The organism is Sphingomonas sp. Leaf22 (assembly GCF_001421715.1).
Taxonomy (GTDB): Bacteria; Pseudomonadota; Alphaproteobacteria; order Sphingomonadales; family Sphingomonadaceae; genus Sphingomonas.
On the sequence record NZ_LMKP01000001.1, the window covers coordinates 179351 to 202163 of the forward strand.

The window sequence follows — 22813 nt, forward strand, 5'->3', positions numbered from 1 at the left end:
GCGAGTCGGTCGCGCGATTATTCGCCGAACACCGGCTCGCCCCGGCGGCGTCGATCGATGAAATCGACCACGCTGGTGCTGGTGGCGTTGAGCAGCGGATAGGTCCGCGCGTCCTTGATCCACACCGGTCGCCGCGTCGGCCCGCCGCCGATGAAGTCCGCCGCCAGCAACAGCAATAGAAAGGCGAGACTGGTCAGGATCAGGCCCTTCAATGCACCAAAGCCGAACCCCAAAGCCCGGTCGACCGGGCCCAGCACCGACGCCCGCGTCCGCGCGCCGATCGCATTGGCGACCAGCCGCCCGGCAAAATAGCCGATCCCCGCGATCAGTGCGAAGGCCAGCGTCGCGGCCCCCCCGGCGGTGCCGGTCGGCCCGACCAGCGCAGCGGCAACCGGCGTATGGAACAGCTTGAGCGCCAGCACGACCAGCACCCATGCGCCGAGTGACAAAATCTCGGTCACGAACCCGCGCAGGAAGCCGAGCACTGCCGCACCGCCAACGGTGAGCAGAACGGCGATATCGAGCGAGGTCAGACCCATGGCCGGGCTATGCCGGGCGGGGCGGGGATTGTCGAGCGCTCCCGATCCTGTCCGGTCGGCGGGGCTGCGACGAACGTCCCGCGCGGGGGCCTTCTTCCGTACCCCGGCGGAGGCCGGGGGCCAGGTTGGAAACATCGGCGATCTGTCGGAAAGCCTTCCCAACCGGCTTCCGGTTCCGGCGAAACCTTGGGACCGATCGACATTCAGCGATACCCATGTAACTTCGTCATTCCCGCGCAGGCGGGAATCCATAAACGCTGACGGTTCGGCTCGATCCGCGACGCCGCGTATATGGGCTCCCGCCTGCGCGGGAGTGACGAAAAGGGGGTAAAACGCCATTCCTGCGCCCATCAAACTGAATTTCGCTCCCGCTTAGCGAAAGCGCCTATTCCGTAACCACCGGTATCCCCGGCAACGCCTTCGACGTCCGGACGGTCGGCGACGTCTTCACGCTCGCGACGTTCGGCGCGGTGATCAGCTGCGTCGTCAGCATCGACTGGAAGCTTTCCAGATCGGCAGCGACGATCTTCAGGATGAAATCGATCTCGCCGTTGAGCATATGGCATTCCCGGACTTCGGGGATCGTCGCGATGTGCGCCTCGAACGCCGCCAGATCGCTGCCCGCCTGGCTTTTCAGGCTGACCAGCGCGAACACGGTGATCGTGAAACCAAGCAGTCGCGGGTCGAGCGCGGCGTGATATCCCTTGATCGCGCCAGCCTCCTCCAAGGCCCGCACACGGCGCAAACAGGGGGGCGCGGTCAGCCCGACGCGCTCGGCCAGTTCGACGTTCGTCATTCGACCGTCCTCCTGCAACAGCGACAGGATCTGCCGGTCGATACGATCGAAAGCCATATAGTGCGGTCCGTGGGTTTGTTCGAATGAAAGCGCAACCTACAGCATCACAAAATTGCGCGGAAGCGTAATTGTCCCACATTGCGACGTACCGAAATTGAGCGGTTCCGGAATGCGCTTCTCCTCGTTAAGGGTTCCTTAGCGCTGCGGCTTCGCGCGGCACGTTCATGGGTGGCTGGTGCACTTCGACGACACTCTCGAAACGGTTCTCGCTGCCGATTTGTCGGGTGAGGGCGCGCGCGCGTCGGTGTGGCGGCAACTGGTCGACCTGATCGGCCGGGGACGGGTATCCGCCGACCCCCGCGCCATCGCCCTGCTCCATGATCTGCGCGACCATGTGCCGCGCAGCGTACGCGTGGCCAGTGCCCGCGACCTCGAATATGCCCGTCCGCCGGTCGAACTGGTCGAATTGCTGGCGACCGACGTGATCGAAGCCGCCCTGCCGGTACTACGCGGGGCGACGCTGTCGGTCGATCGGTGGCAGGCGCTGTTGCCGCGCCTGTCGCCGCCCGCGCGCGGCGTGGTGCGCAACCGCCGCGACATCGACCCTGCGGTCCACCGCGCGCTCGACAGTTTCGGATCGGTCGATCTGGTGCTGGCCGACGGGCGCCCGGCCGAACCGGTCGCGCCGCCCCCGGTCGCCGCGCCGACGCTCGCCGTCGTCCCGACCCTTGCCGCCGTTCCGGCGAGTGCGCCGGCGATCGATCCGGAACCGCTGTTTCTCGATCCGGCGACCGAACCCGATCCCGCCGGCCCGTTCCGCATCGCCGACGTCATGGCGCGGATCGAGGCGTTCGAACGCATCCATGACGGCGCGCCGCCGCCCCCGCCGCAAATCGCGCCACAGGACAGCTTCCGCTTCGAAGCCGACGCCGCCGGTCAGATCCGCTGGGTCGACGGGGTCAGCCGTGCGCCGCTGATCGGCATGTCGCTCGATTTCTGCGCGACGCCCGGCCATGCCCGGTTCGACGCGATCGCCGCCGGCGCGCTGCGCAAGCGCGCGCCGTTCCGCGATGCCCGGCTGACCATCGGCGGCGACAGCGATGCGACCGGCGAATGGTTCGTGTCGGGCGTGCCCGCGTTCGACCATGCGACCGGCCGCTTCATCGGTTATCGCGGGACCGCGCGGCGGCCCTATCACGGCGAACGCGCCGAACCGTCGCTTAACCGCGAGGCCGGCATCGCCCAGCTGCGCCAGCTGGTCCACGAACTGCGCACCCCGGCGGGCGCAATCGCGGGCTTTGCCGAGATGATCCAGCAGGAATTGTTGGGGCCGGTGCTGCCCGTCTATCGCGACCGTGCCGGTGCGATCCTCAACCATTCGCGCGATCTGGTCGCGGTGATCGACGATCTCGATCTTGCCGCGCGGATCGACGGCGATGCGCTCGATCTCCGCGACGATCGCGTCGCGCTCGGGCCGTTGTTCGACGTGATCGCCGCCGATCTCGTGTCGTTGTGCGAATTGCGCGGCACGCTGCTCGAGGTCGATCCGACCGACATCGCCGTCGCCGGCGATCGCCGCGCCGTCGAACGCCTTCTCGCCCGGCTTCTCGCAACCCTCGTCTCGGCGGGCGGGCAGGATGAATCGATCCATGTCCGGGTCGGCCTCGAAGGCGACGGCTATGTGTCGATCGTGCTCGACCGGCCGCAGGCGCTCGACGCATGGCCCGGCAACAGCGTGTTCGACGTCGATGACGGCGAAGAGGATATGTCGCTGCTCGGCACCGGCTTCGCGCTGCGTCTCGCCCGCAACCTCGCGCGCGAGCTCGACGGGACGCTGGCGTTCGGTTCCGCGACGCTGACCCTGCGCCTGCCGGCCGCCCATGCGGTGGAGATCGAACGGGCGCAGCGCCGCTGATGCAGCCGTTCCGGCCCGCCGATGGCCGACCGGTCGTCTGGCGCGAAGGGTTCGGCAAACGCTTCACCGTCTTCGTCGATACCGAGGAAGAGTTCGACTGGCGCGCGCCGTTCCGTCACGACGGCTGGGGTGTCGGCGCGGTCGCCGCGCTTCCCGACGCACATCGCCGCTTCGCCGGCCACGGCGTCGAAAGCTGCTATCTGGTCGACTATCCGGTCGCGACCGATCCTGCCGCCCTCGACGCGCTGCGCGCGGTCGTTGCGCATGGCCGCGCCACGATCGGCGCGCAGCTGCACCCATGGGTCAATCCGCCGTTCGACGAAACCCTGTCGGCGCACAGCAGCTTCGCCGGCAACCTGCCGCGCGCGCTGGAGGGTGCCAAGCTCGACCGCCTGACCGACGCGCTGACCGGGGGTTTCGGGACCCGCCCAACCGTCTATCGGGCCGGGCGCTACGGACTGGGACCGGCGACGCTGGGGTTGCTGGCGGCGCGCGGCTATGCGCTCGATAGCTCGATGCGCGCCCGCTATGACTATCGGGCGCAGGGCGGGCCGGACTATCGCGGCATCGGCAACGATGCGTTCCGCACCGGACCCGGCGACGGCATCGTCGAACTGCCGCTGACGACCGTGTTCACCGGGCGGCTGCGGCGCGGCGATGTGCGGCTGTACGAAAGTGCCGGCCGGTTTCCGCGCGGTCGGGGCCTACTCGCCCGGCTGGGCCTGCTCCACCGCGTCGCGCTGACGCCCGAGGACATGCCGCTGGCCGACGCGCTGGAGGCGATCCGGGTGGCGGTGGGCAAGGGGGTGCGCGTCCTCAACTTCGCCTATCATTCGCCCAGCCTCGTGCCCGGCCACACCCCCTATGTCCGCGATGCCGCCGATCTCGCCGCCTTCTGGCGCTGGTGGGATGCCGTGCTGGCGCTGCTCGCGGCGTTGGACGTCCATCCCGCCTCCAGCGACGACATCCTCGCCGCCGCTATCTGATTCTTTCGCCTTCCCCGTGCGTTGGGCCGCGCGAAAGGAATTGCCGATGCTCACCGCGCAAGACGAACACTGGATGCGCGAGGCGATCGCCATCGCCCGGACCAAGGGCGACGACCCGTCCTGCTCCCCCCTCGGCTCGATCATCGTCCGCGACGGCCGCGTGCTGTCGGCGCAACCGAACCAGACACAGGAACTTCCCGACGCCACCGCCCACGCCGAGATGATGGCGATCCGCCGCGCCTGCGAAAGCAAGGGCGACATGGAGTTGCGCGGCGCGACGCTCTATTCGACGCTGCAACCGTGCGGGATGTGCACCATGGCTTCGATCTGGTCGAAAGTCGCCCGCGTCGTCTATGGTGCCGGCCGCGACGATGTGCACGCCATGTATTTCGAGGACCGGCACATCGATACGCTGGCCTTTATCAGCGACGCCTATCGCGACGACATCGTGATCGAGGGCGGGTGCCTGCGCGCGGAATGCGCGAAGCTCTATTACGGCCCGGACGACGACGTGCCGGAGGAGGAGCAGGGGAATATTTGAGCGGTAACGCCACTCCCGGTCCACCACCGTCATCCCGGCGAAGGCCGGGTTCCATTGCGTCGGGTGCTCGCGACAGAAACGCCATCCAAGAAAAAGGGCCGGAAGCGATCAGCCTCCGACCCCAATTCTGTGTGTCGGCCGACGCAGGAGTTAACCCCGCGTCGTCGGTCGGAAGCTACGCCCCGCCGGCCGGCCTGTCGCCGTCTCCGTTTTAGCTCGCGCTAAAGCGGTGCGGCTCTGGCTTACGCGCCTGCGACCTCGGTCGTGTCAACCTTGATCCCCGGGCCCATCGACGACGAAACCGCGACCTTGCGGACATACTTGCCCTTGGCGCCCGTCGGCTTGGCCTTGACCACCGCATCGACCAGCGCGTCGAAGTTTTCGCGCAGGTCGGCGGCCGAGAACGACGCTTTGCCGATGCCCGAATGGATGATACCGGCCTTTTCGACGCGATATTCGACCTGGCCGCCCTTGGCCGCCTCGACCGCAGCCGCGACGTTCATGGTGACGGTGCCCAGCTTCGGGTTCGGCATCAGGCCCTTCGGACCCAGGATCTTGCCGAGACGACCGACCAGACCCATCATGTCCGGGGTCGCGATGCAGCGATCGAAATCGATCTTGCCGCCCTGGATCGCGTCCATCAGGTCTTCGGCACCGACGACATCGGCACCCGCCGCGGTGGCTTCGTCCGCCTTCGCGCCGCGGGCGAACACGCCGACGCGCACGGTCTTGCCGGTGCCCTTGGGCAGGGTCACGACGCCGCGGACCATCTGGTCGGCGTGACGCGGATCGACGCCGAGGTTCAGCGCGACTTCGATCGTCTCGTCGAACTTGGCGGTCGCATGGGTCTTCGCCAGCGCGATCGCTTCGTCGATGCCGTGCAGCTTGAGCGCGTCGACGGCGGTGGCGAGGGTCTTCGCCTTCTTGGTCAGCTTGGCCACAGTCTTAACCCTCCACCACTTCGAGGCCCATCGCGCGGGCCGAACCTTCGATGATCTTCGTCGCCGCGTCGATGTCGTTGGCGTTCAGATCCTTCATCTTGATCGTCGCGATCTCGCTCAGCTGCGAACGCTTGATCTTGCCGGCAACCGACTTGCCCGGTTCCTTCGAACCCGACTTCAGGTTGATCGCCTGCTTGATGAGATAGGTCGCCGGCGGCGTCTTCGTCTCGAAGCTGAACGAACGGTCGGCATAGACGGTGATGATCGTCGGCAGCGGTGTGCCCTTGGCGATGTCGCCGCTGGAGGTCTGCGCGTTGAACGTCTTGCAGAATTCCATGATGTTCACGCCGCGCTGACCCAGCGCCGGCCCGATCGGCGGCGACGGCTTGGCTTCGCCTGCCGGCACCTGCAGCTTGATATAGCCGGTAATCTTTTTGGCCATGAGTCTCACTCTCTTTCAAGTTTAGCGGTACGTGCGGCGCGATCCTGCCGGACCGGCCTCCCGCCATGGTTTCCAAAACTGTCGTTTGGGAAGCGGCGCGCCTAGCCGAAACACTGCGCACTTGCAATGTAGGATTTCGCCTGATCCGGTAGGCACCATGACCGCACCCGCCCCACGCCCCTATACCCGCAAACAGGCGCTGCAGAACGCCGCGTTTCTCGCCCAGCTCGAGCGCACCGGCAACGCCCGCGACGCCGCGCGCGTGACCGGTCTCAACCGCGCGATGATGAGCCAGCGGCGGAACGCCGACCCCGATTTCGCGCAGCGATGGGAGGCGGCGCTGACCCTCGCCGCCGCCCGCCTCGCCAGGCCCGACCAGGTGCAAGGCCCCGCGCGCGTCGTGCGATCGAAAGGCCGTCTGCAACTGCGCATCTCGCGAACCCGCACCATCGACCGCGACGCCGAACAGCGTTTCCTCGCCGCGTTGAGTGCCACCGCCAATGTCCGCCTCTCGGCACGCGCCGTCGGCTTCACCCATTCGAGCTTCTACGCCCGCGCCCGCACCCATCCCGGCTTCGCGTGGGAAATGCGGGTTGCCATCGCCATCGGTGCCGAACGGCTGGAAGCGGCGCTGCTCGAAAGCGGCCTGCCCGAGTCCGGCACCCACGACCATTGGCGCCACAACGATCCGCCCGCCATCCCGCCGATGACCGTCGCACAGGCGATGCAGATGCTCAATCGGAATGTCCGCCGCGAACGCGCGCTGACCAATCCTGATGCGTTGCCCAAACGCGGCGAGAACAACGCCGCCTGGATCGAACGCCGCGTACAGGCGATCGGGGTGTGCCGGATGCTCGGCGAAGAGGAAGCACGCATGGTCGAATATGCACAGGAAGAATGGCGCAAGGGCGGCCGCCGCACGCAATGGGAGCCGGGCGGCTGGGACCTGCTGCTGGAGGAAGTGCTGCGGGTGAAGGCGAAGGGCGGCTGACCCATGATGTCGCGTCGGCGGAGGCCGGACCGTCCCCCATGATCGTCACCCCAGCGCAGGCTGGGGTCTCCCGATGATCGAGCGTACCGCCCGCAGCAAACTCCCCCAAAACGCACCCATCGCCTCTTGCCGACTCCCCCGAACCGGCGCACCTTCGGGTCCGGAGAGGTATACGAAAAAGGAAGCAAGACGATGCGAAGCACGCTCCTGATCCTGATCCTGACCCTGATCGCCAGCACCGGCACCGCCATGGCAGCCAAGCGCCCGCCGACCACGACCTGGGGCAAGTCTGGCATCTCGTTCGACGACTATCGCCGCGACGCCCGCGACTGCGCATTGCAGGGGGCGAAGGTGGATATTCGGAAGTGGCAGCCGACGAAATCGGTCGTCGCCGCCACCCGCGAACAGGACCGCATCCTCGAAAACCAGACGCTTAGTCCGAACAACCCGATGATCGATTATGCGATGGTCTATCACCGCAGCATTCGCGGCAATGTCGCGGAGGTGCAGCAGACGATGGTCGGCGTGCTCGAGACGTGTCTGATCGATCGGGGGTATCGTGAGGTCGTACTGGATCGCGGGCAGGAGCGGCAGTTGCGGAAGCTGAAGTGGGGGACGGAGGCGCGGGCGCGGTATTTGTATGCGCTGGCTACGCGGGGGCCGGGGGTGGGGAGTAGTGCGCCGGTTTGATGTTGAACAGGTAAGCTTTTCGCGCCGGTATTCTGTTTAGTAAGAGTTGCGTGGCAAAGCTGCGCGTTTTTAGTGGCGGTGGAGCGGAGAAATTTTTCGCGATGATCGGCGATCATTGATGGTTCGGCTGGTGCATCCGATGGCGTATAAGTCGAGTCGATTATCAATTTTCCAAAGGAATTGCGCATGAAAGGATCAGCAAAAAAATCGCTCTTGCGCATCATGTTTGGTAATTTTCGAGATATTTTAAAGGATCATGAATATAACAAGCGGAATATAGAGGAAATAGAACAAGATGCCATACGAGAATTTGACGACATCAAAGGCGGAGGAAGAAAATACCGAAGAAATATCCGTCCTTGATTTTCTGTATCATGATAGTCGTAGAATTGGATCATTCTTGTCCCAATTCGAAGGAGATGGATTTCTTCAGCAGCTCACTAGAAATAAAAGCGGAACAAGGGGTAGCAAGAATAATAGTAAGAAACAGGGCGGAATAAACATCGGCTTTGGATCGGGTAAGATTGACGCCGATAAAGAGGCGTCACTGTCCATAGCTGAAGGATACACTAGGGTATTCGATCCATACTGGGCAAACGCTAGAGAATTTCTGAATTTTGTTATTGAGAAAAATATTCTGAAAAACGACATCTCGTTGAGTAGCATTGGGCAGTTTGTTAAAGTAAACGGCTATTTAAGCGTTTCTGATCTCGGGATGATCAAAAACGCGTGGAAGGTGAATAGCATACAAAAAAAGATTATGGGAGGGGCCGCTCCAGAGAAGTCGGCTGCCCATATGACAGCAGCCGAAAAAGCGGCGTTCAAAAGAGAAGAGAAAGAGAGTCAAGAGAATAGTGAACTATTGCTGGACATGCTCCAGATGCTTCCCCATTCTATAAACGCTTCTCTCATTACCGATGAGGAGGATTTACCTTCTCTCGTATGGGGTGCTCTAAGAGAAGAGTATCTAACTATGCCAGCGAGTGAAATCGTACTTGCGCATGGCTCTAGACTTCCAGGCATATGGTCAATTGTAGGTATTCTCACGGCGTTACCTGAATGGGTTGTCCCTGACCTGAATAAAACACTTAATGGAGAAATCGGCGTCCTTAACAGTATGGTGGGACAGGTGTCCGAGCAGCTGGCACCGATCGTACGGTTCGCTTTGGGGCGTCCAGTAGGTGCGTTCGCGATAACGCCTTTGCTGATTTTTCGAGAAGTCGCCTGAGCTATCAGCGCGACTTCTTTACTGCGGTGACAAAAAACGGCGCAGGGCCTTCGCCCTACGCCGTTGACGTCGGTCGGGTTGCACCCGCCGGCCGGTGTCCGCCGTCTCGCAGTTAGCTTTCGCTAACTGCGTGCGGACAGCAAGTTTCGGCTGCGCCTTACTTGCTTCGTTCCACTTGCTCGAAATCCAGTTCGACCGGGGTCGCGCGCCCGAAGATCGACACCGAGACCTTCACCTTCGACTTGTCGAAGTCCAGTTCCTCGACCAGGCCGTTGAAGCTCGCGAACGGACCGTCCAGCACCTTGACCGAATCGCCGATCTCGAAATCGACCTTGATCTTCTGCTTGGTGGGCGAGGCGGCGGCCTCTTCCTTGCTGTTCAGCATCCGCGTGGCTTCCGCCTCGCTGATCGCCTGCGGCTTGCCCGACGATCCGAGGAAGCCGGTGACCTTCGGCGTGTTCTTGACGAGGTGATAGACCTGATCGCTCAGGTCCAGCTTCGCCAGCACGTATCCGGGCATGAACTTGCGTTCGGACTGCACCTTCTTGCCGCGACGGACTTCGGTCACATTCTCGGTCGGAACCTCGATCGCTTCGACCGCGTGATCGAGGCCGAGGCGCGTCGCCTCGCTCAGGATCGAATCGCGGACCTTGCCCTCGAAACCCGAATAGGCGTGAATGATGTACCAGCGCGACATGCGTATCCTTTGAACTTTTCGAAGGGGGTGCGGGAGACCGATCGGTTACTGTGCGAGCTTCAGCAGGCCCTTGACGATCGCGTCGAACGCCGAATCCACGCCGAGGAAGAATATCGCCAGCAACGTCGTCATGATGACGACCATCACCGCCGTCATCACGGTTTCGCGGCGCGTCGGCCACGTCACCTTGGCGGTTTCGGCCCGGACCTGCCGCATGAATTCGACTGGGGTAACCTTCGCCACGTGCCTGACCTTCGTTATCGGTTTGACCGACGGCGGGACACAAGGCCCCGTCCGGTTCCTGTCAGGAAACCGGCGCTGCCCATCCACGCTGTCGGATTGGGCATGGTATCTAGCGATCAAGCGCGGAGGAAGCAAGCGCGCGGGGCAACGGGGTGGCACGCCCGCCGCCCGTGCGGATCAAGGGTTGGTCTGGAACCGCGCGAGGGGCGATTTTTCGACGCGGTGCCGGCCTGCTGCTCCGCCCGGCACCGCAAAACGCCACCGCGCGGTTCCAAACCGCCTTTCAGAAGCGGAAGCCGATACCGGCCGTTGCCTGCACGCGTTCGAAATTGACGCCGTCATACAGCGTCTTGTTGGTCGAATATTGGGTGACGGCCACGTCGCCCTTCAGATAGGCGCGCCCGCCAATGCCATATTCCGCACCCGCGCCGATGTGATAGCCGCTATAGCGCTCGTCGGTCGAAAAGTCGGCCGAGGTGCCCACGGCATCGTAATCGAGCTTCAGCTTGGCGTGCGAATAGCCGCCCCGCAGATAGGCGACCGACCGCGGCCCGATCGGGAAACCGACGCGGACACCGGCATATTGGGCGACGCCGGCTTCCTGGCACAGTTCGTCATTGCCGAAGATTTCGTCGCACTGCTTCTGCGTCGACTTGCCGATCCCGGCATAGGCGCCGAGCAGCACCTTCGCGCTGACCGCGACGTCGTAGCCGATCTCGCCGCCGAAGCCGATGCCGTCATAGCCATCGTAATATTTCGTATCGTCTTCGTAATAATTGCCTTCCAGCCGGTCGTACCCGACCAGTGCCTCGACGCGCAGCCCCTGCAGCGGATCGCGCGCGACCCGCTCTTTCATTTCGGGATAGGGCGGCGGCGCGTCCTGCCCGGCGGCGGGTTGTGCGAACGCGATGGTTGCGGCCATGATGGCCGCTGCCTGAAACTTCATGAAAACCCCCGTTGGTCCGCGCGGTTATCGCGTCGAACGGCAGGGTCGGTATCGTATAATCGGTACGAAGTCTCCGGTACGTTGGTCCGGTTCAGAGCAGACTGACCGCCGCGAACCCGCCGACCAGCGCCACGACCAGCAAGGTGCCGATCAGCGTCAGCCGCTTTTCGATGAACGTCTGCACCGGCTGGCCATATTTCTTCAGCAAGAACGCGATCAGGAAAAAGCGGAAGGCGCGGGTGATCGCGGCCGTCAGCACGAACAGGCCGAAGTTGAACTTGGCCAGCCCCGACGCGATCGTCACCAGCTTGAACGGGATCGGCGTCAGCCCTTTCAGCAGGATGATCGCCGCGCCATACTGCGCAAACCCCGCCTGGAACTTGGCCGCCTTGTCCTGCAACCCATACAGGTTGATGACCCACGCCCCGACCGTATCCCACAGGAAATAGCCGATCGAATAGCCGACCATGCCGCCCAGCACCGACGCGATCGTACAAATCGCCGCGATCTGATAGGCACGGCTGCGGTGCTGCAGGATGACCGGCACCAGCACGACATCGGGCGGAATCGGAAAAAACGAGCTTTCACAGAAGCTTACGACCGCCAAGCTACGCACCGCGTGCCGATGGTTGGCAAGGCGAAGCGTCCAGTCGTACAGCGCACGGAACATCGTCGGCATCCATATAGGGTCGGCGCGGGGTGCGCTGGCACGAGTGGAGGGATTCGAACCCCCGGCCCTCGGTTTTGGAGACCGATGCTCTACCAGCTGAGCTACACTCGTGTGCGGACGCGGCCTCTATCCCGGTCGAACCGGAAGGGCAAGGCCGATTTGTGGTTAGGGGAGCGGTGGCCGGTAGGAAAGCGAAAAATGCCGCTCCGCGCGATCAGGCAGCGATCGCGTAGGGCTTGATCTCGCCTTCCAGATACAGCTTGCGCGCCTTGGCTCGGCTCAGCTTGCCCGACGACGTGCGGGGCAGGGTGCGCGGCGGAACCAGTTCGATGACGCAGTTCATGCCGGTAACCGACCGGACGCGCTCGCGAATTTCCTCGCGCAGCCGCTGGCGCTCGCCTTCGTCCGATGCACGGCACTGGACGAGGACGGCAGGCGTTTCCTCACCGCCGGGAGTCGTGATCGCAAAAGCCGCAATGTCGCCAGCTTTGAAACCGGGCAACTGCTCGACGGCCCATTCGATGTCCTGCGGCCAGTGGTTCTTGCCGTTGACGATGATCATGTCCTTCGCCCGGCCGACGATATAGATATAGCCGTCAGACAGATAACCCATGTCACCGGTGTCGAGCCAGCCGTCGACCATGCATGCGGCGGTCGCTTCGGGATCGCGGAAATAGCCGCTCATCAGCGACGGCCCCTTGCACCAGACCTTGCCGATCGCGCGCTTGGGAAGCGGCGATCCGTCCTCTTCGCGGATCTCGATCGCCATGTCGCGGACCGGTTTTCCGCAATTCACGATCGCGCGGTAACGCTGCGGCCGGTCGGCGCGGCCGGCATGGCCCGAAAGCTCGGTCTCTTCGACCAGTTCGACGATGATCCCTTCGCCCGGCGGCATGATCGCCACCGCCAGCGTCGCTTCGGCAAGCCCATAGGACGGCAGGAACGCCGACGCCTTGAACCCGGCATCGGCGAAGGCGTCGACGAACGATTGCATCACATCGGGACGGATCATGTCCGCGCCATTGCCCGCCAGCCGCCAGCGCGACAGGTCGAACCGGTCCGCCGCCTTGGTCTGGCTCGACATGCGCCGCGCGCAGATGTCGTAGCCGAAGGTCGGCGAATAGCTGATCGAATTCCCCTGATTGCGGCTGATCAGGTCGAGCCACGCCAGCGGACGACGTGCGAAATCCTCGGTCTTCAGATAATCGGTCGAGACCTGGTTGGCGACGACCGACAGGAAACAGCCGACCAGCCCCATGTCGTGATACCAGGGCAGCCACGAGATGCAGCGATCCTCCGCGGCCACCTGCATGCCATGGCTGTGCGCGGCGAGGTTGTTGAGCAGCGCGGCATGGGTAATTTCGGTCCCGTGCGGAAAGCGCGTCGAGCCGCTGGAATATTGCAGATAGCAGATGTCGTCGGTCGATGCCGTAGGCAGATCGACGACCGGAGCGTCGATCGCCGAGAAGCTTTCCCAATCCATGCCTTCGACGCCGGCGATGCGCGCGGCCTCTCCCGCCATCGCTTCGAGTTCGGCGGGGTAGAACAGGGTCTTGGGATCGCAGCTGTCCAGCTGGACGCGCAACTGTTCGACATAGGCCTCGCGACCACCGAACGACGTGGGCAGCGGCAGCGGCACCGGCCATGCGCCGGCATAGACGACGCCGAAGAACAACGCGGCGAATTCGGCACCGGTTTCGGCGATCAGCGCGATCCGATCGTTGGGCTGAACACCCTTCGCGATCAGGCGATAGGCCTGCTGGAGCGCGTCCTCGCGCATCTCGCGGAACGGGTAGGGGTGTTTCAACGTGCCGCGCGCATCGTAGAAGTTCAGCCCGCGCGTGCCCTGCGCGGCATAGTCCATCGCCTCGCCCAGCGTCGCGAAATCCGCGAGCCGGCGCGGCAATGCGTCGCCGGTCGGGGTCGCTTTCAGCGCGATTGCAACACTTCCTTCAAGTTTTGTCGTCATTCTTGTCCAACTCTCGGCACCGTTCGCACGCATGCGCGGCGTTCGAAGCGTGTCGCCATAGCGGCAAAGTGCCGCCCGGCACAGTTGATTTCAAAATCGCGGCGTAGTGTGGCACAAACATGGCGCATGCCGCGTGACCCCCGTCGCCCTCTCCCGCCCCTCGACCAGCCCGCGCTGGAGCGGATGGCGCTGCGCTATGTCGAACGCTTCGCCACGACCCGGGCAAAGCTCGCCACCTATCTGACGCGCAAACTGCGCGAGCGGGGCGGGGAAGGGCCGATCGATATCGCGACGCTGGCCGACCGGATGGCGGACCTTCGCTATGTCGACGACCGCGCGTTCGCCGAAGCGCGGGCGGCATCGATGACCCGGCGTGGGCTGGGCGCGCGGCGGGTGCGCGATGCGCTGCGCCATGCCGGGGTCGGGACCGACGATAGCGAGGCGGTCGTCGACACGCTGGACGACGGCGCGGAAGCGTCGGCCATGGCCTTTGCCCGCCGCAAGCGGATCGGTCCGTTCGCCACCGAACCGGTCGAGCGCGACCGCCGGGAAAAGCAGATCGGCGCGATGGTCCGCGCCGGCCATTCGCCTGCACTGGCAAGGCGGATCGCCGCGATGGCCCCGGGCGACGGGGAGGACGCGGTCGACGATGGTTAAAGCGCAAAGAAACCGTCGCGTTCATGAAACATCGTGTTACAAAGGGCGGCAGGGGGAGTAAGCAACCATGCGTCTGGAAGCGCGAACGATTGTCGATGATTGCGCGGTCCAGCCGGCCGTGGCGGCGGCAATGTCCAACGGTCGGGACGATACCGTCGTGTCGGTGCGCGGCGTCGTCAAATGGTTCGACGTCACCCGCGGCTTCGGTTTCGCGGTGGCCGACGACGCCAGTCTCGGCGATGTGCTGATCCATTTTTCGGTGCTGGAGCCCCATGGCCGCCGCACCCTGCCCGAAGGGGCGGTCGTCACCTGCACCGCCGCACGGCGCAGCCGGGGGATGCAGGCGGTCGAGATCCTCGACATCGACCTGTCGCTGGCCGTCGAGCCGGTGCGCCGCCCCGTCGACCGCCCCGACCGGACGGCGATGGCCGAACAGGCGGGACCGTTCGAACCGGTGACGGTGAAATGGTTCAATCGGCTGAAAGGCTATGGTTTTCTGGTCCGCGACAGCAAGGCCGGCGACGTGTTCGTCCATATGGAAACGCTGCGTCGGGGCGGTATCGAGGAGGTCGAGCCCGAACAGCGGCTTGTCGCCCGCATCGTCGAGGGGCAGAAGGGGCCGATGGCCGTTGCGGTCGAAGCGGGCGAGTGACAGCGTGACGGGATTGCGATTTTCGGCACTGGCGGCTGTGGCGTTGCTGGCGGCACTGAACGGCTGCAAGGGGGAAGCCCCCGGCAACGATCCGGTTTCGGGACACGGCATGGTCGTCAAGCCGGTGACCGTCACCACCGCCGACGGCAAGGCCCATATATTCAAGTCAGAAGTCGCGGCGAACGAGGCGCAGCAACAGCAAGGGCTGATGTATCGCGCGCGGCTGGCACCCGATGCCGGCATGTTGTTCGCGCCCTATCCCCCCGATGGCGGCCCGCCCCGGGCGGCGAGCTTCTGGATGGAGAATACGCCCAACGCGCTCGACATCGTCTTCATTCGCGCCGACGGCACCATCGCGACGATCGGCGAAAATGCCGTGCCGCTGTCGCGCACGAAGGTCGAATCGGGCGAGCCGATCGCGGCGGTCCTGGAGATCGCCGGCGGACGTGCCGCCGAACTGGGAATCGCGGCCGGCGACAAGGTGACGTGGAAATGATCCGCCCCATTGTCGCGGGCGTGGGCAGGCGCTAAGCGGTCGCTTATGGGTATCCTCGCGAATGTCTTCACCTGGTGGAACGGTGCCACCTTCGGCACGTGGCTCGGCTTGCGCGGCAAGACGCAGGTCGGGACCGACCATCTCGGCAACGCCTATTATGAGGGTGGTCGCGACACGATGGGTAACCCGCGGCGCTGGGTGATCTATTCGGGATCGAACGACGCAAGCCGGGTGCCGCCCGAATGGTTCAGTTGGCTGCACCATCAGATCGATCGCACGCCCGACGAATCGCTGCCGCCGGTGCGCCAGTGGCAGAAGCCGCCGATCGAGAACCAGACCGGTACCGCGCTCGCCTATCGCCCGCCGGGTGTGCTCGACAAGGGTGGCGCGCGCGTGCGTGCGACCGGTGATTACGAGGCGTGGAGCCCCGACGCGTGAACCCACGCCGCTGGCTGGCCGGGCTGGCGATTGCGATAGTGTTGGCGGTCGCAGGCTGGTTCGGCTGGCAACGGCTGCATCGGCAGTCGGCAACGACCGCGCCGGCCACCGCCGAGGTCGCTGTGCCCGAATCGGTGCGTCCCAATCCCAACGCTCCCGAGGTGGTGAGCGTCGATGCCGGGCTGGACAGCAGCCTGCTGGCCGGGGCGACGCCGATGGCCGAGCGGGTCGCGGTGGTCGGCCTGCTCAACAAGCGCAACGGCGAAACCCGCGACCTGACGCTCAAGCCCGGTCAGGCGACGCGGGTCGGTGACGTGATCGTGCGCTTGCGCGCCTGCGAACGCACCGCGCCGTGGGAGCAGGAGCAGTATACCGGCGCGTTTGTGCAGATGGACGTCCGGGGCGCGGATTCGAAATGGCGGCGACCGTTTTCGGGGTGGTTGTTCAAGGAGCGTCCGGCGCTGAACGTCGTGCTCCACCCGATCTACGACGTGTGGCCCAAGAGCTGCACGATGTCCTTCCCCGACAGGGGGCCGGACACGGTATCGGCCGGGGCGGGGGCCGCATCGCCGGGCCCAGCCGTGCGTCGATCGAGTGCGTCGAACGCGGCCGAGGCCAGCCCGGAAGCGCCTGCCGAACCCAGCCCCAGCGCACCCGCCAACAGCACCGAATAGGTCTTTTTGGGCACCTCGACCACGCCCATTGTCGCGAGGTGATCGGTCAGGAACTGGCAGTCGAGCAACCGGAAGCCGCCGACCCGCAGTCGTGCGACCAGCCACCCCAGCGCGACCTTCGATGCGCTGGGCGCGCGGCTGACCATCGATTCGCCGAAAAACGCCTGCCCCAGCGCGAGGCCATATAGGCCGCCGACCAGACGCGAACCGTCCCAGACCTCGACCGAATGGGCCAGTCCCATTTCGTGCAACCGGTTGAAGGCCTGTTCGATCGTGCCGTTGATCCACGTCTCCGGCCGGTCGGACGCGCTTTCGGCGCAGAGGCGGATGATATCCTCGAATGCCTGATCGGCGGTGACCCGGTAGCGATCCGACGCGATCAGCTTGCGCAGCGAGCGCGACAGGTGAAATCCGTCGAGCGGCAATATACCGCGCAGCTTGGGTTCGACCCAGTAGATGCCGGGCGCATCGCGATCGTCGGCCATCGGAAAGATGCCGCTGGCATAGGCGCGCAGCAGCGTTTGCGGGTCCAGCTCGAACAGGGGCGCCATCGGCCGCACCCTATCGTGGCCGGCGGTGCAGGCAATGGTCGGCCGCCATCATTCGCCGGCGAGGTAGCGCGCGACCGGCTCGATCATGTCCTCCGGAATGCGGCGAGCGATGACCGGCATCGTCGCCTGATCCTTGCGCGCATCGACCACCTCCTTTTCGCCGCGCCAATGGCGGAGCCGTCCGGCGATATAGACGGCGCGCTGGCCGTCGATGACCGGGAAACGCTTGGCCCCGGTAGCATCGTGGCAGCTGCGACAGGCGGGAAGCTGTTTGTCGGGCAGGCCGCGCTCGACGATCTGTCGCGCCTTGGCGTCGCCATTGCCGCCGCGCCCCGGCGCGATACCGGGCATCGCCGCGAACCGCCGGGCGAGGGCTACGCGTTCTTCCGGGGTCAGCTGTGCGGCGGCATTGGCCATGACCGCGCTCTGGCGGGTGCCGGTGGCATAGGCTTCGAGCGCGGCGGCAAGATAGGCCGGGTCCTGTCCAGCGAGGATCGGGATGTCGCGCTGACCCCGGCCCAGCCCGCCGCTGCCATGGCAACCGGCGCAGCTGTCGAACCGGCCATTGGCAGCACCGAAGCCCTGCGCATTGCTGCCCGCCAGTACGCGATATTGCTGCGGCGTCATCGTCGGCAGCAGGCGGACGAACGCGACCATGCGCTTCACTTCGTCGGGCCGATCCTTCGCGGCCCAGGCGGGCATTCCGCTAAACTTCACGCCATGTTCGAGGATCCAGAACAGCTGCCGGTCGGTCCACTCCTTTGCGTTTTTCGACAGGTCGGGGGCAGGCGGCGTGGCCTTCTGCATCAGCGGCAGGGGGCGCACGCCCGGCGCGCCGTGGCACGAGGCGCAGGACGATGCATAATAGCCCGCGGCGCTGACGAGGCCGCTGTCGTCCTTCGCGTCCTTCGACGTGGAGAAGGCGGCGTGGGTCTGCACCGAATTGCGCATCACCCAGTGCAGGAACCAGTCGGTGATCGCCCAATGCCCCGACGACGCGGCGACGTTGAACAGCCCGGACCACGCAAAGGCCATGCCGAGCGCGAACAGCCCGAGCAGCGTGACGATCACGCGCTTCCACGTCAGGCGGATGGTCATGGCTGCGGCTCCGGTTGGCGCAATAACGTGGCGAGCAGCGCGAGGCCGCCGAGGAAATAGCTGGCGGCGCCGATCAGCAGCATAACGACCCCGCCGAGTTGCTGGTCGGCAAGCGGGTCGTGATGCCCATGCGCCATCGCCGGATAGAGCGGGCGGGGGGCGAGGCCGATCAGCGCGCCGAGCAGAGTCATGTGCATCGAGGTAAGCAGCAGCGCGCCGACGCCGGCCGCGCGGCGATCGGACCCGGTGCCGAGGACGGCGGCCCAGAGCAGCCAGCCCGCGGCGAGGAACATCGCTTGTTCGACGATCATCGCCGCCATATTGCTGTCCGCCAGCATCCGCAGCGCGGGCAGGTGCCAGCCCCATACCGTCGCCAGCTCGACCAGCGACATGGCGAGCGGGGTGACGACGTGCGGCCAGCGCCGGGCCGGGTCATAGGCGCTGTCGGTCAGCCCGAATGCGACCAGCGGCGCGGCGACGGCGACGGCGATCATGTGTCCGGCCATATGCCCGACCATGCCCGCCTGTGCCGCCGCCAGCCAGCCGAGCGGCAACAGGACCAGTCCGGCGATCAGGCTGACGCGCTTCATCGGCAATCCGTCAGGAACACGACCGGCGCGGCGGTGAAGATGACGCCGACGAAGCTCAACGCGGCGAGCAACACGGTCGAGAAGGCGAGGAAACGGACGCGGTCGGTGTCGGTGCTTTCCTCATGCGGCGGCGTGTCGCCGGGCACCCGCGACTGGATATGCGCGACGATCCCGGCGGCGGCGATCAGCAGCAGGGCCAGGATGGTGCCGATCGTATAGAGGATCGGCAGCCGCGGGAATCCGCCGAGTTTCGCACAATGGATCGCCGCCCACAGGTACGAAAACAGGAAATGCACCGCCCACACGGTCGGCGGCACGATCAGCGTCCATAGCGTCACTTTCAGCCGGGTGACCATGCCGTGCAGCCCGCGTTTCATGCGACACCTGGGAACAGGCCGATCGTCGCGTAGGTGACGATGGCGGTCAGGGCCATGAAATGCTGATAGACGGTGATGTTCCTGAGATCTGCGTCATGACGGGGCGTCATCCGCCCGGCGATGCTGCGCGCCAGCGTATAGCCCTGCATGATCGCGCCGATCCCGGCATGGGCGGTGGTCCAGATCACCAGCACCCACACGATCGCGGGATAGCTGTGCAGTTCGGGATCGAGCCCGGTGGTCAGCGGCCCCTGCAACCCCGCCCAGATACCGGCAAGGCTGGCGGCGATGCCGATGGCCAGCAACAGCCGCGCCGCGCCGACACTGCCGCGCCGGTTGGTCCCGCGCGCGGCGACGGTCGCAATCCAGCTGACCGCCGCGACGCCCAGCGCGACCATCGGCCAGAAAGTGCCGGGGCCATCCATGCCCGGTCCCGATGGCGGGAATTCGGGATGCACCGTCCAGAAGAAATAATAGCCGAACACCAGCCCCGAAAACGCGGTCGCATCGGCCATCATCGTGATGAACATGGCCCACCATCCCGGCGCGGCCGAGCCGGAGACATAGAGCGGCAATTCGATGCCATGCCCGATCGGCTTGGACGGCTTTTCCGGGATTTCGGCGGTGCCGGTCCACAGCCAGTAGAGCACGAAGCCCAGCGTCGCGACCGCGCCGGCCAGCGACCACCAATACAGGTGATAGGTGGTCAGGATGAACACGCTGCCCAGCGCGATCGCGGTCAGCATCGGCACCCAGCTGGGCGTGCCGAGGCGCACGACGTAGAGCGGGCGCGCATCGAGTACGGTGGTCACGATCGTCTCACGCCGCCCCTCCTCGGCATCGGGGAGGAAGTAGCGGCCTTCGTCGACCTTCTTCACGAAATCCTTCTGGTCCCAGATCGGGTAGCGGCTTTCGATCAGCGGTACCGAACGGATGCCCCAATCCTCGTCATCGGGATGCGCCAGCCATTCGAGCGTGCCGGCGTTCCACGGATTGCGCTGCGCCTTTTGCCGCCATGGCGAGCGGGCGAGATCGAAACAGATGATCGCGGTACCGGTCGCGAACAGATACGCCCCCATCGTCGAGGCGAGGTTGAGATAATCGATGCCTAGTTCGCTCGGATAGGTGAAGACCCGGCGCGGCATGCCGTACAACCCGCTGAAATGCATCGGGAAAAAGGTCAGGTTCGCACCGACGAATAGTGTCCAGAAGGCGGTGCGCCCCAACCGGTCCGACAGTTTCTTGCCGGTAATCAGCGGCCAGTAATAATATAGCCCGCCGAACAACGGCAGCAACGTGCCGCCGATTAGCACGTAATGCAGGTGCGCCACCACGAAATAGGTGTCGTGCGCCTGCCAGTCGAACGGTGCGATCGCGACCATCACCCCGGTCAGGCCGCCGATGACGAAGATGGCGAGACTGCCGGTCGCATAGAGCAGCGGCGTCGACCATTTCACCTTGCCGGCCCACAATGTCGCTATGAACGCGAAAATCTGGATACCGGTCGGGATCGCGACGGCTTCGGACGCGGCCGAGAAGAAGGCGAGGCTGATCTTGGGCAGGCCGGTCGCGAACATGTGGTGGACCCACAGCCCGAACGACAGGAATGCGGTGCCGACCGCCGCCAGCACGATCCACGGATAGCCCAGCAGATGCCGCTGCGCGAAGGTCGGGATCATCATCGCGAACAGCGCGATCGACGGCAGGAAGACGATGTAGACCTCCGGATGACCGAAGATCCAGAACAGGTGCTGCCACAAGAGCGGATCGCCGCCGCGCGCCGCGTCAAAGAACGGCCAGTTGAGCAACCGCTCCATTTCGAACAGCACGTCGCCCGCGATCAGCGGCGGGAAGGCGAACAGGATCATCACCGCGACGACGAGGATGTACCACGCATAGAGCGGCATCAGGTTCAGCCGCATTCCCGGCGGCCGGCATTTGAGGACACCGACGATCAGCTCAACCGCCGCCGCCACTGACGACACTTCGATAAAGGACAGGCCCAGCATCCAGATATCGGCACCCAGCCCCGACAGGTCGGTGCGGGTGGTGAGCGGCGGATACATGAACCAGCCGCCATCGGGCGCGGCGTTGAAGAAGATCGATCCCCCGACGAACACCCCGCCCAGCAGGAACGACCAGTAGCCGAAGGCGGACAGGCGCGGGAACGGCAGGTCGCGTGCGCCCAGCAGCTGCGGCAACAGGATGATCGATACCGCTTCGAACATCGGTACGGCGAACAGGAACATCATCATCGAGCCGTGCAACGTGAACAGCTGGTTGAAGGTGTTTGCCGAGACGAGGTCGTTGTCGGGTACCGCCAGCTGCGTGCGCATGATGAGCGCCAGCACACCCGCGAACAGCATGAAGGCGAATGCGGTCAGCGTGTACCACACACCGACGCGGTTGTTGTTGCAGTCGGTCCAGCGCAGGAAAATACCCTGCGGTGGTGCCCATACCTTGCGAAGGCGTTCCTCCTGCGCGGCGCGGAGCGCGGGATCGTCTTGCGCGTGCAGGCTCATTTCAGGCTTTCCAGATAGGCGGCGATCGCCTGCGCATCTTGGCGCGGCATTTGCGGATAGGCGGGCATGCGCGCACCGGGTTTGACCGCCGGCGCATCGGTGATGAAGCGGACCAGCGCGGTGCGGGTCATGGGTTGCGTCCCCGCGCCCAGCGAACTGCGACTGCCAAGATGGGTCAGGTCGGGACCGATCGCGCCGGCGGCGTCGGTTCCGGCAATGGCATGGCAACCGGCACAGCCATTGGCGGCAAAGGCCCGCGCGCCCGCAGCGGTATCGGCGGCGGGGGCGGCAGGACGGCGCTCGTTCGCCAGCCATGCGTCGAACGCGGCCGGCTCCATCGCCACGACGTCGAACGCCATCAGTGCGTGGCTGAGGCCGCAAAATTCGGTGCAGACGCCGCGGAACGTTCCGGGCTTCGTCGCGCGGACGATCAGCCGGTTGGTCCGACCGGGGATCATGTCCATCTTGCCCGCAAGGCCCGGGATCCAGAAGCTGTGGATCACGTCGCCGGCGGTCAGGTCGAACTGTACGGTGCGGCCGACCGGCACCCGGATTTCGTTGGCGGTGACGACCGGCGCTGCACCCGGCGGCTGATACCGGACGCGCCACCAGAATTGCTCGCCCTCGACCGCGATGCGCAGATCGTTCTGCGCCACCGGCAACGGGCGCATCGCGGGCAGGCTGTAGAGCAGCAGTCCGAGCAGCACGACCACCGGCACCACGCCACCGACCCAGCCGATCAGGCGCATGCCGCCCGACAAGGTCAGTCGACCCTCCGGCGCGCGGACGGCGGCGATCATCAGCGCGGCGACGCCGCAGGCGATCACGATCGCGCCGATCAGCATCACGATGGTCAGGTGACGGACGGTCGCCGCCTCTTCGCCAAAGACCGTCAGCGCCGATTGATGTCGATTACAGCCCCCCAGAACGAGCAGCGCGGTTATCCCGCCACTGGCCTTTACGCCCCGCATAATCCCCCTTCGCCCAGCGTCGGAGTATCCGACACGGATACGAAACGACATGTTGGCGGTTGCGTTCCATCACGATCCGGATCGGTCCGGTGCGCGCCGGGATGGGCGGACCGGCCACGGCGATCCACGCCGGATTGCCATCGATCGTGGCAACACCCGGTCGCCCTTCGCCCGGATCGACGCTGCCACCGGG

General features: G+C 65.2%; 26 protein-coding genes, 1 tRNA gene and 1 pseudogene. 12 read left to right on the forward strand and 16 right to left on the reverse strand.

The window, feature by feature from the left end:
* Positions 1 to 17 precede the first annotated feature (17 nt).
* Both ASE70_RS00880 and ASE70_RS00885 read right to left on the reverse strand, forming a co-directional pair.
* Entirely contained in the window at positions 18 to 539 is a 522-nt protein-coding gene (locus ASE70_RS00880; protein ID WP_056403339.1) for a CvpA family protein, read from the reverse strand.
* Between the two features lie 385 nt (positions 540 to 924).
* Positions 925 to 1392: an Lrp/AsnC family transcriptional regulator gene (locus tag ASE70_RS00885; RefSeq protein ID WP_056403342.1), complete on the reverse strand. Its 468-nt coding sequence runs from the start codon at positions 1390 to 1392 to the stop codon at positions 925 to 927.
* A gap of 178 nt (positions 1393 to 1570) precedes the next feature.
* Here ASE70_RS00885 and ASE70_RS00890 point away from each other — a divergent pair, with 178 nt between their 5' ends.
* The 3 genes from ASE70_RS00890 to ASE70_RS00900 are packed head-to-tail and all read left to right on the forward strand — an operon-like array spanning position 1571 to position 4777.
* Complete coding sequence (locus ASE70_RS00890; protein ID WP_056500398.1) at positions 1571 to 3250, forward strand: sensor histidine kinase; 1680 nt, start codon at positions 1571 to 1573, stop codon at positions 3248 to 3250.
* Complete coding sequence (locus ASE70_RS00895) at positions 3250 to 4236, forward strand: polysaccharide deacetylase family protein (protein WP_056500401.1); 987 nt, start codon at positions 3250 to 3252, stop codon at positions 4234 to 4236. The genes ASE70_RS00890 and ASE70_RS00895 overlap by 1 nt, the downstream gene beginning before the upstream one ends.
* Before the next feature lie 46 nt (positions 4237 to 4282).
* Complete coding sequence (locus ASE70_RS00900) at positions 4283 to 4777, forward strand: nucleoside deaminase (protein WP_056500404.1); 495 nt, start codon at positions 4283 to 4285, stop codon at positions 4775 to 4777.
* Positions 4778 to 5019: 242 nt separating this feature from the next.
* Here the strand turns inward: ASE70_RS00900 and rplA are convergent, their stop codons facing one another.
* Both rplA and rplK read right to left on the reverse strand, forming a co-directional pair.
* Positions 5020 to 5718: a 50S ribosomal protein L1 gene (rplA, locus tag ASE70_RS00905; protein WP_055995239.1), complete on the reverse strand. Its 699-nt coding sequence runs from the start codon at positions 5716 to 5718 to the stop codon at positions 5020 to 5022.
* Positions 5719 to 5722: 4 nt separating this feature from the next.
* The gene (gene rplK, locus ASE70_RS00910; RefSeq protein WP_055995235.1) at positions 5723 to 6160 is read right to left on the reverse strand and encodes a 50S ribosomal protein L11; all 438 of its coding nucleotides are present in this window, start codon (positions 6158 to 6160) and stop codon (positions 5723 to 5725) included.
* A 157-nt stretch (positions 6161 to 6317) separates the two neighbouring features.
* Here rplK and ASE70_RS00915 point away from each other — a divergent pair, with 157 nt between their 5' ends.
* The 4 genes from ASE70_RS00915 (at position 6318) to ASE70_RS19450 (ending at position 9069) form a co-directional block, all read left to right on the forward strand.
* A complete protein-coding gene (locus ASE70_RS00915) occupies positions 6318 to 7151 on the forward strand; it encodes a hypothetical protein (protein ID WP_056500407.1) in 834 nt (277 codons plus the stop codon).
* A gap of 192 nt (positions 7152 to 7343) precedes the next feature.
* Positions 7344 to 7841, forward strand: a complete 498-nt coding sequence (locus tag ASE70_RS00920) for a hypothetical protein (RefSeq protein ID WP_056500409.1) — start codon at positions 7344 to 7346, stop codon at positions 7839 to 7841.
* 186 nt (positions 7842 to 8027) lie between these two features.
* Complete coding sequence (locus tag ASE70_RS19445; protein ID WP_156355888.1) at positions 8028 to 8204, forward strand: hypothetical protein; 177 nt, start codon at positions 8028 to 8030, stop codon at positions 8202 to 8204.
* Positions 8137 to 9069 carry a DUF6414 family protein gene (locus tag ASE70_RS19450; protein WP_443024817.1) on the forward strand — a complete coding sequence of 311 codons (933 nt, stop codon included), beginning with the start codon at positions 8137 to 8139 and terminating at the stop codon, positions 9067 to 9069. The genes ASE70_RS19445 and ASE70_RS19450 overlap by 68 nt, the downstream gene beginning before the upstream one ends.
* Before the next feature lie 157 nt (positions 9070 to 9226).
* Here ASE70_RS19450 and nusG read toward each other — a convergent pair whose 3' ends face one another.
* The 6 genes from nusG to ASE70_RS00950 form a co-directional block, all read right to left on the reverse strand.
* Positions 9227 to 9766, reverse strand: coding sequence for a transcription termination/antitermination protein NusG (gene nusG, locus ASE70_RS00925; RefSeq protein ID WP_055995227.1), 540 nt, complete (start codon positions 9764 to 9766; stop codon positions 9227 to 9229).
* 45 nt (positions 9767 to 9811) lie between these two features.
* Entirely contained in the window at positions 9812 to 10009 is a 198-nt protein-coding gene (gene secE / locus ASE70_RS00930) for a preprotein translocase subunit SecE (protein ID WP_055995225.1), read from the reverse strand.
* A gap of 283 nt (positions 10010 to 10292) precedes the next feature.
* Entirely contained in the window at positions 10293 to 10955 is a 663-nt protein-coding gene (locus tag ASE70_RS00935) for an outer membrane beta-barrel protein (protein ID WP_056500411.1), read from the reverse strand.
* 91 nt (positions 10956 to 11046) lie between these two features.
* Positions 11047 to 11634 carry a YqaA family protein gene (locus ASE70_RS00940; protein WP_082439090.1) on the reverse strand — a complete coding sequence of 196 codons (588 nt, stop codon included), beginning with the start codon at positions 11632 to 11634 and terminating at the stop codon, positions 11047 to 11049.
* Positions 11635 to 11660: 26 nt separating this feature from the next.
* Positions 11661 to 11736, reverse strand: a tRNA-Trp gene (locus ASE70_RS00945).
* 103 nt (positions 11737 to 11839) lie between these two features.
* Positions 11840 to 13594, reverse strand: a complete 1755-nt coding sequence (locus ASE70_RS00950; RefSeq protein ID WP_056500413.1) for a fatty acyl-AMP ligase — start codon at positions 13592 to 13594, stop codon at positions 11840 to 11842.
* A 126-nt stretch (positions 13595 to 13720) separates the two neighbouring features.
* On the opposite strand from ASE70_RS00950, the gene ASE70_RS00955 reads away from it, so the two are divergent.
* The 5 genes and pseudogenes from ASE70_RS00955 to ASE70_RS19455 all read left to right on the forward strand — a co-directional run.
* Positions 13721 to 14251: a regulatory protein RecX gene (locus tag ASE70_RS00955; RefSeq protein ID WP_156355892.1), complete on the forward strand. Its 531-nt coding sequence runs from the start codon at positions 13721 to 13723 to the stop codon at positions 14249 to 14251.
* Positions 14252 to 14381: 130 nt separating this feature from the next.
* Positions 14382 to 14903: a cold-shock protein gene (locus tag ASE70_RS00960; RefSeq protein ID WP_056500806.1), complete on the forward strand. Its 522-nt coding sequence runs from the start codon at positions 14382 to 14384 to the stop codon at positions 14901 to 14903.
* Between the two features lie 4 nt (positions 14904 to 14907).
* Entirely contained in the window at positions 14908 to 15399 is a 492-nt protein-coding gene (locus ASE70_RS00965) for a DUF192 domain-containing protein (RefSeq protein WP_235512416.1), read from the forward strand.
* Between the two features lie 45 nt (positions 15400 to 15444).
* Positions 15445 to 15837: an NADH:ubiquinone oxidoreductase subunit NDUFA12 gene (locus ASE70_RS00970; protein WP_055995212.1), complete on the forward strand. Its 393-nt coding sequence runs from the start codon at positions 15445 to 15447 to the stop codon at positions 15835 to 15837.
* A 215-nt stretch (positions 15838 to 16052) separates the two neighbouring features.
* Positions 16053 to 16286: pseudogene (locus tag ASE70_RS19455) on the forward strand (DUF2155 domain-containing protein); the annotation flags it as partial.
* 35 nt (positions 16287 to 16321) lie between these two features.
* On the opposite strand, the gene aat reads toward ASE70_RS19455, so the two are convergent.
* From aat to coxB, 6 genes are read right to left on the reverse strand one after another with little or no spacing between them, the layout of a single operon-like run.
* A complete protein-coding gene (gene aat / locus ASE70_RS00975; RefSeq protein WP_056403377.1) occupies positions 16322 to 17062 on the reverse strand; it encodes a leucyl/phenylalanyl-tRNA--protein transferase in 741 nt (246 codons plus the stop codon).
* 48 nt (positions 17063 to 17110) lie between these two features.
* Complete coding sequence (locus ASE70_RS00980; protein ID WP_056500417.1) at positions 17111 to 18160, reverse strand: c-type cytochrome; 1050 nt, start codon at positions 18158 to 18160, stop codon at positions 17111 to 17113.
* Positions 18157 to 18750 (reverse strand): cytochrome c oxidase assembly protein, encoded by a 594-nt coding sequence (locus ASE70_RS00985; RefSeq protein WP_056500419.1) that lies wholly within the window; start codon positions 18748 to 18750, stop codon positions 18157 to 18159. Before ASE70_RS00985 ends, ASE70_RS00980 begins: the two co-directional genes overlap by 4 nt.
* The gene (locus tag ASE70_RS00990; RefSeq protein WP_056500421.1) at positions 18747 to 19127 is read right to left on the reverse strand and encodes a hypothetical protein; all 381 of its coding nucleotides are present in this window, start codon (positions 19125 to 19127) and stop codon (positions 18747 to 18749) included. The genes ASE70_RS00985 and ASE70_RS00990 overlap by 4 nt, the downstream gene beginning before the upstream one ends.
* Positions 19124 to 21649 (reverse strand): cytochrome c oxidase subunit I, encoded by a 2526-nt coding sequence (gene ctaD, locus ASE70_RS00995; RefSeq protein WP_056500422.1) that lies wholly within the window; start codon positions 21647 to 21649, stop codon positions 19124 to 19126. Before ctaD ends, ASE70_RS00990 begins: the two co-directional genes overlap by 4 nt.
* Positions 21646 to 22620, reverse strand: coding sequence for a cytochrome c oxidase subunit II (coxB, locus tag ASE70_RS01000; RefSeq protein ID WP_056500425.1), 975 nt, complete (start codon positions 22618 to 22620; stop codon positions 21646 to 21648). The genes ctaD and coxB overlap by 4 nt, the downstream gene beginning before the upstream one ends.
* Between the last annotated feature and the right edge of the window lie 193 nt (positions 22621 to 22813).